General features: G+C 30.3%; 15 protein-coding genes. 8 read left to right on the forward strand and 7 right to left on the reverse strand.

Features of this window, described 5'->3' with window-relative positions; translation table 11 throughout:
- The first annotated feature begins 270 nt into the window (after positions 1-270).
- Positions 271-981, forward strand: coding sequence for a DUF4339 domain-containing protein (locus HNP99_RS06260; protein ID WP_173852410.1), 711 nt, complete (start codon positions 271-273; stop codon positions 979-981).
- A gap of 19 nt (positions 982-1,000) precedes the next feature.
- Here HNP99_RS06260 and HNP99_RS06265 read toward each other — a convergent pair whose 3' ends face one another.
- The 3 genes from HNP99_RS06265 to HNP99_RS06275 form a co-directional block, all read right to left on the reverse strand.
- A complete protein-coding gene (locus tag HNP99_RS06265; protein ID WP_173852412.1) occupies positions 1,001-1,594 on the reverse strand; it encodes a 2OG-Fe(II) oxygenase in 594 nt (197 codons plus the stop codon).
- Positions 1,595-1,736: 142 nt separating this feature from the next.
- Positions 1,737-3,200 carry a magnesium chelatase gene (locus HNP99_RS06270; protein WP_173852414.1) on the reverse strand — a complete coding sequence of 488 codons (1,464 nt, stop codon included), beginning with the start codon at positions 3,198-3,200 and terminating at the stop codon, positions 1,737-1,739.
- A gap of 132 nt (positions 3,201-3,332) precedes the next feature.
- A complete protein-coding gene (locus HNP99_RS06275) occupies positions 3,333-4,451 on the reverse strand; it encodes a vWA domain-containing protein (protein ID WP_173852416.1) in 1,119 nt (372 codons plus the stop codon).
- A gap of 146 nt (positions 4,452-4,597) precedes the next feature.
- Here HNP99_RS06275 and HNP99_RS06280 point away from each other — a divergent pair, with 146 nt between their 5' ends.
- On the forward strand, positions 4,598-5,833 hold the full coding sequence (locus HNP99_RS06280; RefSeq protein WP_173852417.1) for an ATP-binding cassette domain-containing protein: 1,236 nt from the start codon (positions 4,598-4,600) through the stop codon (positions 5,831-5,833).
- Positions 5,834-5,952: 119 nt separating this feature from the next.
- Here the strand turns inward: HNP99_RS06280 and HNP99_RS06285 are convergent, their stop codons facing one another.
- From HNP99_RS06285 to HNP99_RS06295, 3 genes are read right to left on the reverse strand one after another with little or no spacing between them, the layout of a single operon-like run.
- Positions 5,953-6,327 (reverse strand): YchJ family protein, encoded by a 375-nt coding sequence (locus tag HNP99_RS06285; RefSeq protein WP_173852420.1) that lies wholly within the window; start codon positions 6,325-6,327, stop codon positions 5,953-5,955.
- Positions 6,328-6,336: 9 nt separating this feature from the next.
- The gene (locus tag HNP99_RS06290; RefSeq protein WP_173852422.1) at positions 6,337-6,567 is read right to left on the reverse strand and encodes a hypothetical protein; all 231 of its coding nucleotides are present in this window, start codon (positions 6,565-6,567) and stop codon (positions 6,337-6,339) included.
- Positions 6,568-6,577: 10 nt separating this feature from the next.
- Positions 6,578-6,730, reverse strand: a complete 153-nt coding sequence (locus tag HNP99_RS06295; protein ID WP_173852424.1) for a hypothetical protein — start codon at positions 6,728-6,730, stop codon at positions 6,578-6,580.
- 309 nt (positions 6,731-7,039) lie between these two features.
- On the opposite strand from HNP99_RS06295, the gene HNP99_RS06300 reads away from it, so the two are divergent.
- Entirely contained in the window at positions 7,040-9,883 is a 2,844-nt protein-coding gene (locus HNP99_RS06300; protein ID WP_173852426.1) for a PAS domain S-box protein, read from the forward strand.
- On the forward strand, positions 9,883-10,278 hold the full coding sequence (locus HNP99_RS06305) for a response regulator (RefSeq protein WP_173852428.1): 396 nt from the start codon (positions 9,883-9,885) through the stop codon (positions 10,276-10,278). Before HNP99_RS06300 ends, HNP99_RS06305 begins: the two co-directional genes overlap by 1 nt.
- Positions 10,279-10,285: 7 nt before the next feature.
- Here HNP99_RS06305 and HNP99_RS06310 read toward each other — a convergent pair whose 3' ends face one another.
- On the reverse strand, positions 10,286-10,828 hold the full coding sequence (locus tag HNP99_RS06310; RefSeq protein WP_173852430.1) for a hypothetical protein: 543 nt from the start codon (positions 10,826-10,828) through the stop codon (positions 10,286-10,288).
- Between the two features lie 84 nt (positions 10,829-10,912).
- Between HNP99_RS06310 and HNP99_RS06315 the strand changes: the two genes are divergently transcribed.
- The 4 genes from HNP99_RS06315 (at position 10,913) to HNP99_RS06330 (ending at position 13,218) form a co-directional block, all read left to right on the forward strand.
- Positions 10,913-11,161, forward strand: coding sequence for a hypothetical protein (locus HNP99_RS06315; RefSeq protein ID WP_173852432.1), 249 nt, complete (start codon positions 10,913-10,915; stop codon positions 11,159-11,161).
- Between the two features lie 165 nt (positions 11,162-11,326).
- Complete coding sequence (locus tag HNP99_RS06320) at positions 11,327-11,767, forward strand: KTSC domain-containing protein (protein ID WP_173852434.1); 441 nt, start codon at positions 11,327-11,329, stop codon at positions 11,765-11,767.
- Positions 11,768-11,915: 148 nt separating this feature from the next.
- On the forward strand, positions 11,916-12,155 hold the full coding sequence (locus HNP99_RS06325) for a hypothetical protein (protein WP_173852436.1): 240 nt from the start codon (positions 11,916-11,918) through the stop codon (positions 12,153-12,155).
- Between the two features lie 310 nt (positions 12,156-12,465).
- The gene (locus HNP99_RS06330) at positions 12,466-13,218 is read left to right on the forward strand and encodes a DUF4369 domain-containing protein (RefSeq protein ID WP_173852437.1); all 753 of its coding nucleotides are present in this window, start codon (positions 12,466-12,468) and stop codon (positions 13,216-13,218) included.
- The last annotated feature ends 5 nt before the right edge of the window (positions 13,219-13,223 follow it).

Genomic DNA, 13,223 nt, shown 5'->3' on the forward strand with positions numbered 1-13,223 from the left:
ACTTTTATTTAGTAGCTATTTCCTAGCTTCCATTGCATTCTTATAAAATAGCTTGTTTTTTTCAAAGGCATAAAAGGAGCTTCCTCTGGTCGCTCTTTTATACTAAGAAAAACATACAAGCTATTTTTATAAGGAATTACACTGCAGTTAGGGCTAAAAAATAGTACAACGTTAAAAAGTTTATACATTAATTAGCAATTTTAAAACCTAATAAAATACTTTTTTTTGTAATATTACGGTACACTATTGCACTTAAAACATTAGCATACAATGAGAACTTACTATATCAATAACGGAAAAGAAAATGGAGGCCCCTTTACCCTATCCGAATTAAAAAATCAACTCATAGATAAATCCACATTGATCTGGTTTGAAGGAATGGATGAATGGAAATATGCTACAGAAATACCTGAATTACAACCATTAATTATCCCAATTTCACCCACTATAAAAACCGAAACTACTCCTAAAATAACAACTCAAGAAGAAGCTTCAAAAAAAAGATTCAGAATTAAGAAAAGCTATTACTATCTTGGTTTATTATTTTTAGCGATTTTTGGAGCTGTTTTAATTTTGAATACTATTCAAACAAATAAACAAAAAGAATTAGAACTTCTAAATAAAGAAACCCAATTCAGTAACGTAAAAATAGAGATTCAACAAAAAGAATCTAATGAAGACAAAATTCAAAGAGAAATTCAAAAAAGAATTCAATCTCAAAATGATGCTAAAAGAAAAAGAGACTCGATTACCTTAAGAATAGAAGAAGTCAAAACTTTGATAACTCAAAACAAGGCAACTTTAGCAACAATAAATAAGGATCTAGAAAACGCTAAAGAATATAAAATACTCCGTAGTGAAGACAGTAAGGAAGAGCAAATTAATATCCTACAAGAAAAAATAAACAACAGTAATAAAACAATTGATAAACTAGACAATGAGTTAAACAGACTCTTTTTGCTACTAGAAACTATTCATTAATACTAATATAAAAGTAGAATTAGTCGCTTTTTAACCAGCCCGTAATACTCATGCGCGTAGCATTTGTAAGCAATACTTCATGTAACAATTCGTCACTTTTAAAGAAAACTGTTTTACCTGCTGTAGGTGCTATTTTTTGATTCTTATCTAATTGATGAATCAATAATTCCCCTCCATCACTTTCTTGCCAATCTGGGTTTAAATAGCTAATTATCGAATATTTTCGGCTTGGGTTGCTTTTAAATTGATCTAAGTGTTGTAAATAAAAATCACCCTTTTCATATAATGCATAATGAAACTCATACCCTGTGATTCCAGCGTAACAGCTTTCATTCAAATAAAGTATAAATGCTTCCATTTGAGCAAAAAACTCATTTTCAAAAGGATCATTGTGTTTTTTATCTAGCCAGTAAATAGAATCACTCCTAATCTCAGCATCGTAAGATATTAAATTAGAATTCCCTATTCCTGCAGCAGTAAGCAAACTTTTTTGCTGTAGATTAAATAAATTTTGTCTTAAATTATTTGATAAATCGGTATTCAAAAAATTTTCAGAGATACCTACTTTATTTTCAATATAGGTGGTAATCAAAGCTTCAAAGCTATTTTCCATTTGGTTTTCATTGATCGCAAGTACGGCCAACGTTGTAAGGTAGTATATATTACCTCACATTGTACATCTATAAAAAAAATAGCGCTTAAATAAATTAAGCGCTATTTCTATAATAATAGTTTATGATATCTAGTTATCGTAATTACAATTTACTAATATAGCTTCCGTAAATGTCTTTAAATTGATATCCTGTAGCAATACGGTCTTTACTTAATTTATTGTATTCAACCATCGCCCAAAGAATAAATTCTTTCATAAAGAACTTGTCTTCATTAGCTAATTCAGGTTGGTATTTTTTAACTAAAATTTCAAGAGGTACAATCGCACCAAGAATTCTTTGGTATTCTTCATCTGTAGCATCGTCTAATAATTCAAATCCACTTTCAGCAAAAAACCATTCGATAAGATCAGTGTAAGCCGTTTTCTCATCCGGTTTTTCTAATTTTTCAATCTTCGGGAAATAGCCTGGTAAAAAAGTATGAATTGCAGCTCCTAATAAATTTTGTGCAACTGCAGCGGCTCCCTCCTGCTCTCCTTCATAAACCAACTCTACTTTACCCGTGATTGCAGGAATTATTCCCATAAAATCAGATAAACGTACCGTTGTTTTATCAGCTCCAGATAGTAAAGCGCGGCGTTCAGCTGTACTTAGTAAGTTTTCATAAGCAGTAATACTCATACGAGCACTAACTCCACTTTTATTGTCTATATATTCGCTTTCACGAGCTTCAAAACTTATTTGTTCTAATAAATCTTTGGCTAATGAAGGTACATAGACCATATCACTTTGCGCTTTATTTAGTTTTGCTTCTTGCTCCGTAATTGTTCTTGCAATTTTTACTGTCTCAGGATAATGTGTTAAAATTTGAGAACCTATTCTGTCTTTTAATGGGGTTACAATACTTCCACGGTTGGTGTAATCCTCTGGGTTTGCAGTAAACACAAATTGCATGTCCAAGGGCATCCTTAGTTTAAACCCACGAATTTGAATGTCTCCTTCTTGTAAAATATTAAATAAAGCTACTTGAATTCTAGCTTGTAAATCAGGGAGTTCATTGATTACAAAAATACAACGATTTGCTCTCGGAATCATTCCAAAATGAATCACACGATCATCTGCGTATGACAATTTTAAATTAGCCGCTTTTATAGGGTCAATATCACCAATTAAATCAGCTACAGTTACATCAGGAGTTGCTAATTTTTCATAAAAACGATCACTTCTATGCAACCAAGTAATAGGAGTTTCATCCCCTTTTTCAGCTAAGGTGTCTTTTGCAAAACGTGAAATAGGATGAAACGGATCATCGTTAATTTCTGACCCAGTCACAAACGGAATGTACTCGTCTAACAATTCGGTCATTTTACGTGCTAATCTAGTTTTGGCTTGACCACGAAGACCTAATAAATTGATATTATGACGGGATAAAATAGCACGCTCTAACTCTGGAATAACAGTGTTTTCAAAACCATGTACACCTTCAAAAGCAGCTTGCCCAGACTTAATTTTTAGTACTAAATTAGCTCTTAATTCTTCTTTTATACTTTTACTCTCGTATCCTGCAGCTTTTAATTCTCCAAGATTTTTTATATTTTCTATTTTCATATTTTTATTTAATTAACAGCTCTGCGTGTTAAGTTTATTATTCAACATTTTAAATTAAAAGAACATTAAATTATTTCTCTCTTTTTTCTAAATACTATTCTTGACTCTTTATTCTAAATAGTAAATCACAACCTACTTAATTCTTTTTTTACGATTAGTTTCATAATCTTCAAAGATCATTTCCCCGAGTCCTTTTAGTCCCGTATAAAAGGCTTTACCTTGATTTGCTTCGGTAAATTTATTTACAAATTTTTGCAAGTAAGGGTCATTAGCAATCATAAAGGTAGTTATAGGAATGTGGAGTTTTCTTGCTTGCTGCGCTTGACTATAACACTTGTCTACAATGTATTCATCAAGACCGTTACTGTTCATATAATAACTACCGTCTTTCTCTCGAACGCAGCTTGGTTTACCGTCAGTAATCATAAAAATTTGCTTGTTAGTGTTGCGCTTTCTACGCAACATATCCATCGCAAGTTGCAATCCTGCAACCGTATTTGTATGAAAAGGCCCCACTTTTAAATACGGCAAATCTTTGATTGCAATAGGCCAGGCATCATTCCCAAAAACTAGAATTTCCAAGGTATCTTTAGGATATCTTGTGGTGATTAATTCGGCTAGAGCCATCGCGACTTTCTTGGCCGGAGTAATTCTATCCTCACCATAAAGAATCATACTGTGACTAATATCAATCATCAATACAGTACTCATTTGGGATTTATGCTGAGTGTCTTCAACAACTAGATCATTCTCGGTTAACATAAAATCGGCAACTCCATTATTGATTTGAGCATTTCTTAAACTTTCGGTCAGAGAAATACGTTCTAGACCATCTCCAAAATGAAATTCTCTAAATTCTCCCGTATGCTCATCACCATTTCCAGAATGTTTGGTTTTATGATTCCCACCAGTAGAGCGTTTTAAATTACCAAAAATTTGGTCCAAAGCTTGCTGCCTAATTGCGCGCTCAGTTTTTGCAGTAATACCTATACCACCGCTTCCATCTTCTTTAATCTCGTCTCTTATGTAACCTTTTTTCTTTAAATCTTCTATAAAATCATCAATAGTATAGTGTTCATCAGTGAGTTTATATTCCTTATCTAATTCTCGCAACCAGTCAATTGCTTCGTCAAAATCCCCTGCAGTATGGGTGATTAATTCTTTGAAGATTCCAAAGAGTTTATCAAACGGAGATTGACTTGCCGCTGTGTATTGCTTGAAATAAAATCCTTTTTTATTTACATTTTCCATAGACATTAAAATTACATCTTTTGAATCAGTCTTAGGACAAACGGATATTAATTTTTAGTTAAAAATAACTTTATTGTGACATTCTCTACTAATCACTTTATCTTAAAATAAATAAGTTTAATTTTAGCATTTTTAAAATAAAAAGTATGGACATACGAGCACATTGGGGAATATTCTTGTCAAATCAAGTTGATAAAAATGGTTTTGTAGCAACCATTCTTTCGGGAGAAAACAGTAATGAACTGAGTATTTTTAATGGTAAAAAAGGAATCCTTTTTTCAGATATTGCGATTGCTAATTTCATCAAGAAAGAGTACCAATACGATACCGTAGCGACTGGTATTAACGATACTAGAAAACTGCGCACTTTTTCATCTGGAGAAAGAAAAAAAGTATTTTTAAACTACTGTATCAATCAAAAACCTGATTATATTATAATCGATAATCCGTTAGACCATTTGGATCAAAACTCCAGAAAGGAAATAACAGTTACATTAACACAATTAGCTCAGACAACACCATTAATTTTATTGGTAAACAGGCAAACTGACATGCTTTCTTTTATTACAAATAAAGCTCATATTAAAGACAACTCATTTTACTTACACCCAATAAACACTGAAAATAAAGAGACCACTTTCTTCAAATCAAATAATATTCCTGCTCCTATTGAAGCAAGAATTTATACTGAAGAAGTGCTCGTAAAAATGCGGAATCTTTGCGTAAGTTATCACGAAAAACCTATCCTAGACACTATAAATTGGACAATTAAAAAAGGGGATTTCTGGCATTTATTAGGACCTAATGGTTCTGGAAAAAGTACTTTATTATCATTAATTACTGGAGAAAATACTAAAGGTTACGGACAAGATTTAACTCTTTTTGGAATAAAAAAAGGCAGTGGCGAGAACATTTGGGATATTAAAAAAAATATTGGGTATTTCTCAACAGCCATGACCGATTTGTTTCAAAAAAATGACAGTCTAGAACACATGGTTTTATCGGGTTTCTTTGACTCTATAGGTCTGTATGTGCAACCCACTAATTTACAAGTAAAAATAGTTTTAGAATGGCTTGATTTAATTGGTTTAAGTGAACTAAAAAACACTCCTTTTAAAAACCTTTCAATAGGTCAGCAAAGGCTTGCGCTTATTGTGCGCGCTGTTCTTAAACACCCTCCTTTGCTTATTCTAGACGAAGCTGTAGAAGGTTTAGACGATGAAAATGTGGCTATTGTTGCAGCATTAATCACCCTTTTATCGCAACAAAAAACTATGGCAATAATCTATGTTTCTCATAGAATTGAAGCTAATATAAACCCAAATCTTATTCTTGAATTAACACCCAATAAAACAGGTTCAACGGCCAAGATAAAAATTTAAAAAACTATTTTTGGCGTGACCACAAGGGTCGTGCTTTATGCTCCCAATCTCCCTAAAAAACGGGAGGATTTCCGCTGCAATCACTCACGCGATTTAGTGGTAAAATTAATATTGTATTTTTAATGAAAATCACCATCAACATAAAACCAACTCCCCTCTTCGAGTTTAAAGATAGAATGTTCATGATGTATTTGTGAGTTTCCTTCGCTATCAAGATAAAAAGCCTTAAAACTCACGGTATTTATTGTAGCACTCAAAATCAATAATTTAATCCATTGATTGCTTATGGCCCAATCTAGAATATCTTCTTTATTGTGGTGTTTTCTAGTAGAGAAATGCGTGGTTGCCATTAAATAATCAGCATGATGAGTTGCAAAAGCGGAGTAACGAGAACGCATTAAAGTTTCGGCTGTTGGTGGTTTTAAATCCCCTTTAATATAAGGTAAGCAACATTTTTCAAAAGCTATACCAGAGCCACAATAACAATTTATCATAGTATTAAATTATGATTGGCCGTTTAAAGCAACAATTTTTTGCTGCAATTGATTCAATAGTACTTGGTATTTACTAATCTCAATTAAATCGTCATCATCTTCAGAAAAATCTAACAAATCATCTAATTGTTCACTTACGTCAACTAATTTATTAGTTGCTTCTTTAGCATTTTTTGCTGTAATTAGGTCAATAATTACTTGAACATTCTGTTTCAAAAGAGCATATTTACTTTCTTCCATAATTGATAAATTAATTTCCTTCAGTTGTTTTAGTTTCGTTAAACTTTTTAGTTATTTGTTTTAATTTCTCTGCTCTAAGGATTTTGGCTGCCTTGGCTTTATCCTGAGATTTGTGAAGTTTATCATTGTGTTTCTTAATATTTCTATCATTATTTCTACCCATAATAGCTTATTTATTGTTTAACAGCGTTGTTTATTAATGTCATTTATCTTTTTTTAGATAAAATTTAGTGTGCAAAGTTCGGTATTTTTAATTTAGCATTGTAACAAATTGAAATTTCAATAGACAAATTAATTTATTTAGCAAAAGTGTTCTTATAAGATATCAAAAAATATAGGAAACACTCAATATTTCATAGCTTTGTCAATTAAATCAGGATTTAACATAAATTATAATTTTATACCTATCATAATGCAAAATATATTTTCTATTTTTAGTTAATCAAATTACTGCAACAGCTTTATATACAATATGACAAAAATAAAAACAAATTGGCCAAGGTTTATAAATTGGTATTTAACTCATCCTAAGACTTCTGGTCTTATTGTTTTTATATTACTAGCCGCTATTTTTTCTTATGTATCAACAAAGCAATATTACGCAGATATAGCGATTAAAAAAACAGAACGAATTAAAACCCTTGAAGAAGTTCAAGAAAGCATTGAGCAATCTTTAAAAAACTGTTACATATCAGCATTGACCTTAGCACTAACTATAAATGACAATGGTGATCCTGAACATTTTGAAGAAATTGGACAAAAACTACTTCAGTCTAATTCTGAAATAAGCGCAGTTCAATTAGTCCCTAATGGTATTATAAAGTTTACCTACCCTTCAAAAGGAAATGAAGAGGCAATGAATTTGAATATTTTTAAAGCTGAGCACACAAAAAAAGAAGCTTTAAAATCCATACATGCTCAGAAAATGTATTTTGCTGGTCCACTCGAATTAAAACAAGGAGGTCAAGCAATCGTAGGCCGGTTGCCCATTTATATTAAAAAGAAATTCTGGGGATTTTCTGCAGTTATTGTTAAGTTGGATAAATTTATTGCTTCCTCCGGTATCAATCAAATAGACCATTCCAAATATCAATTTCAGCTATCGAAGAAAAATGTAAATACCGGTAAAGAAGAGTATTTTTTGCCACAAAAAATCAAATTAACAGACAGTAATTTTCTCAAAAGTACTATTCCTGATGGTAATTGGGAAATTTATATTATAGATGCTAAAGAAAGTCATTTACTAATCAGTTATATAGTCAATATTATTTTAGGTGTTTTGCTTGCATTAACATTTGCTATTTTAACCTTTATCCTTTTAAAAAAACCCGCACAATTACATGAAATAGTAAAAGAACAAGCAGCAAGCTTAATTGAAGGTGAGATAAAATTCAAAACAATTTTTGATCAAGCTGCAGTTGGTATCGCTAATGTAAATGGTAAAACTGGTGGGTTTATTGAAATCAATAATTATTTTTGTAAGATGCTTGGTTATAGTGCGATTGAATTGAAATTAAAAAACTTTCAATCCATCACTCATCCTGATGATTTAAAAGAAGATTTACAAAATGTAAAAAAAATGAAAAATGGAGTAATCAATGAATACTCTATGGAAAAAAGATATTTTACAAAACAGGGAAAAATAATTTGGGTAAATCTAAATGTAACTCCACTATTAAACCACCACAACGAACAAATTAGCTCCATTGCCATTGTTGAAGACATTACTTTAAGAAAAGAAACTGAAGCATTAATCAAAAAAAGCGAAAATCATTTTAAGAGTCTTTTTGAAGACTCGCCTTTACCATTAAGAGAAGAAGATTTCTCTAACGTTAAATTGTATCTTAGTAAACTCAATTTAATGAATAAAAACAGTGATTATGTTGAAGATTACTTGCTGAACAATCCAAAAGTAACTTACAAACTACACTCCTTAGTAGAAGTTGTAAACGTAAATAAAGCTTATTTAAACCTTTATAAAGTAAGCACTAAGGAAGAATTATTAAATACCCAAAACTCTTTATTAAGTCCTGCGTCATATTTTGATTTTACACAGCAAGTCATAGCGATAACTAAAAACCAAGAAGAAATCGTTTTAGATACAATCATCAAAAACTCTGAAGAACAATCTCGTTTTATTAATTTAAAGTGGAATGTTTTAAGAGGATATGAAAAAACTTTAGGTCGCATTATAATTTCAAGTGAAGATATAACGGAACGTAAAAGAGCTGAAAAAATAATCTCAACATCACAACTAAAAATTGAATCCTTAATTAATACAATAGATGGGATTGTATGGGAGTGTACTCCTAACGACTTTAATTTTACTTTTATTAGTAAAAAAGTAGAAGAAATACTAGGTTATACAGCTGAAGAATGGTTATCGAATCCTAATTTCTGGAAGGAGCATATTTACATTGATGACAAAAGCAGTACTGTTGCGTTTTGTGTAGAAAAAACGGCAAATAAAGAAGACCACGATTTTGAATACCGCATGATAGCTAAAGATGGTCGCATTGTTTGGCTTAGAGACATTATCAGTATTATTATCGAAAACGGCAAGGTAGTCAGTTTAAGAGGAATCATGATCGATATTAGTAAAACTAAAGAAGTAGAAAAAGATCTAAAAAAATCTTTTGATTTAGTAAATGAACAAAATAAACGTTTATTGAATTTTTCGTATATTGTATCTCATAATTTAAGGTCACATACAAGTAACATAAGCTCCTTAACTAGTCTTATTGAAACTTCTGATGATGAAGATGAAAAGAAAGAAATGGTGCAGTTATTAAAATCTGTTTCTAATAACTTAAACGATACTTTATACAATCTAAATGAAGTAGTTAATATTCAAACTAACATAGGCATTGTTACTGAAAAATTAAATTTAAAAAACTATTTAGACACCACTTTAGTATTATTAGCAGATCAAATTAAATTAAAAAAAGTCCTTGTAAATACCAATATTACTAACGATATTGAACTAATATATAATCCTGCATATTTAGAAAGTATCTTGCATAATGTAATATCTAACGCCATTCGTTATAGCGACACTAATAAAAGTGCTACTGTGACTATAAATTATAAGCTCGAAAATAACAAACACCTTATTGAAATAACAGATAATGGAATTGGAATTGATTTAGATCGAAATGGAAATAAAATTTTTGGAATGTATAAAACCTTTAGTAACAACACTGACTCTAAAGGAATAGGTTTATTCATAACTAAAAATCAAATTGAAGCAATGGGCGGAACAATAACTATTGAAAGTAAGCCTGATTTAGGAACAAAATTTAAAATATACCTATAATGAAAGAAAGAATAATTTGGGTAGTTGATGATGATATTATTTACAAAACCATCATGAAAAAAATTATTAATAAATCTGAAATTTTCGCATCAACTGTTACTTTTTGTAACGGTCTAGATGCAATTAATTGTTTAAAAGAAACCATTAATAATAACAATGATTTACCGGACATCATTCTATTAGATATTGAAATGCCTATAATGGACGGTTGGGCGTTTATGGAAGAATTGGTTGCAATAAAGCCAACACTAGCTAATGCTATAAATATTTACATATCAAGTTCATCAATAGCTGTTGAAGACAAATTAAGAGCTAAAAACAATCTAGATATTTTAGGGTATATGTCTAAACCTATTAGCCTTGATGACCTTAAATTAATCGCTTCATTTGATTAAAAACACCTTAGATTGCCGCTTTTATTGCTTCTAAAGTTAGTTCTGTAAATACTAATTGATCAATAATTATTTTTCTTAAAACAGCTAAGTCTTCATAGTCATAATATTTAGCCCAAGAAGTCAATTCAAATAAGTTTCTAATTTGTTTGATTTTTTTAGTGGTATCAAAGCTAGTTCTCAAAATCGCTTTATTATCATAAAGAGGATTATTTTTATGTTGATAATTGACTGTATTATTTGTGTAATCAACTTCTAAATAATACAATTTTTCGATAGCATTATCAGGGTAAAAGTTATCCCATGAAGCAAATCCTACCTTAAACTTAGAGGGACTAGGTTCATCAAGAGCTATTAGTCGCCATTTACTATTTGCTAGCCGCCCCCAATGATTAGATAATCGATACATTCCTAGCGTGGTATAATAATAACTGCTTCCTGCTTTGCTTTCATATTGCAATTTCAAGTTTTCTACTTTTGATAGCGGAACTTCTTGAAATACACAAAAAGTATTTTTGAACGCTTTGGGACCCGGTTTAAAATTTTTTTCCATGTGCAAATATAATCAGAAAGTACAGAATAGAAAACAACGAATAAATGATTAACTTTGCCACTTTAAAATCTAAAAATAAATATCATGACAAAGACTTCAGACGAAAAAATGTTGCAGAAAGGGGTTTACACAGGAGTAATTGAAAAAGATGAAAACAATAATTTCTTTTGCGGAATGTACTTGTTAGATTATAAAATGGTGCAAGCTAAACATGCTTTAGGTGACTTGATTACAATAAAATCAATCATTGAAAACCCTAGCGATATTAGTCATAACAAGTATCCAAAAAAATCAAAAAACTTTGACAAAGCAAATCACAAACCACAGCAATAACAACAAATTATTCTGTTCTATTTTTATACGCTAGAACAGAATACTTTATTTTTTTTTTCTGATAAACTAAAAACATAAAAAAAAGTGTACCTTTGCAAAAAATTGTTGTTTTTTAAAATTAAATTGAATTAATTTCTAATTAGAAGACAAGTAGTTACCTTATTTATGAAAAAAATAGTTGAATACCGCAAGTTACTTAATGTAGACAAAACTGCAGAATTAAAAGATTTAAAAACCATTTATCGTAATGCGATGAAAGAATCACATCCTGATAAATTTCAAGGTGATGAAGCTGGTTTGAAAGCTGCAGAAGAAAATAGTAAAAAAATTATTGAAGCTTACCACTTTTTAGTAAGTATCAATCCTGAAACTATCAAAGTAAACTTACCTGAATATACTGAAACAATCAGTACTGCTACCATTTCAGATTACAAATTTGTTGAAGGTAGATTGATTATCAATTTCTCTAACGGAAGTGTATATGAATACATTAGTGTTCCTAAAGCTACTTACGTGAAAATGGTAAATGCTGATTCACCAGGTAGATTCGCAAAAAGACATATCTTAAACGCATTCACATGGAGAAAAACAATCAATCAAGATTAATTTGATGTTGTTTTTTTAACCCTGCGTTAAAATTTAAAAAGTCCAATTATTAAATATAATTGGGCTTTTTTTTATAAAAAATTAATAGCTTACAATTGACAGATTTTTAATACTTTAGCGATCACAAAAACCAAAACATTAACCAACCGTGAAAAACTATTATCAATTGTACAAAGCCCAACACAAACGGGCGAAGGAAATACTCCATGTACTAGAGTTCCAAAAAAATTTAATTACCAAGCAATTAAAGAAAAATCCCATTTGTCCTAACTTAAATAAAGACTTAAAAACTGTTGAGTTAGAAATAAAAATTACTCTTAATGAAATAGAACAAGCTGAAGCTGATATTGAATTAGCACAATCCTCTATTTTAAAAATAGTAAGTTAATGCAACTTAAGAATTGCATTATTTTATACATAATTTAAAACACCTTTAGTTTACTATCCATTTTAACAATTTACTCTTAACTTTTTTATTATAAAACGTACTTAAGTATACTTACATTACGTTAGTCTTTTTTTAAATAGAAAGTTCTCATTATAAACCGAAAACGTAACATTTTCACTTTATGAGTGATTTTATCTTAAAATTATAAGACAAAAAAATTAAAATATAACAAAAATTTAGCGCAGAAAATTATTTAAACTTTGATTATTTTAAATACTTTTGCACACTTAACTCAATTAACTAATTTATAATGAAAAAAATAATTTTATTCCTTTCTGCTGCAGTTGTATTCGCTTCATGTAGCAAAGACAAGTACACTATTTCAGGAACTGCTAAAGGAATTGAAAATGGTAAAACTATTATCGTTGAAACTCAAGACGCAAATGGTATGGGATTAATTGCTGTGGATACAGTAAAGGTTGAAAACGAAAAATTTGAAATTAAAGGAAAAGCATTAGAGCCTATCTTCCATACACTTCAAGTAGAAGGTATTCAAGGTAAAGTTCCATTCATCCTTGAAAATGGAGATATTACAGTTGTTATTGATAAAGACAGTATCCAAAAATCTAAAGTTTCTGGGACTTACAACAATGACGAATATGTTAAATTCAATGAAGAAATCAAAGTAGTTCAAAAGAAACTAATGGATTTTCAAACGAAAAACATGGTAGCTATGAATACTGCACAACAAGCAAAAGATACTGCAGTAATCAATAACTTAATGCAAGAATTCTCTAAATTACAAGAAGAGGTTTCTGTTACTTCTAAAGCAAAATACATTAGCTATGCTGAAACACACCCAAAATCATTAATTAGTGCCTTAATTATTCAAGGTATGTCTAGTGACCCAAGTGCTGATATTAAAAAAACAGAAGCTATTTACAACAGTTTTGATGAGTCTTTAAAAAACACAAAACCTGGTAAAGCGATTAAAAAGAAATTAGATGAAACAAAATCGCCTACAACTGGAGCTCCTGCACCTGCTGTTGGTGACGCTAAATGAAGTGC

The sequence above is a fragment of the Flavobacterium gelidicaeli genome (genome assembly GCF_013294005.1).
GTDB lineage: Bacteria > Bacteroidota > Bacteroidia > Flavobacteriales > Flavobacteriaceae > Flavobacterium.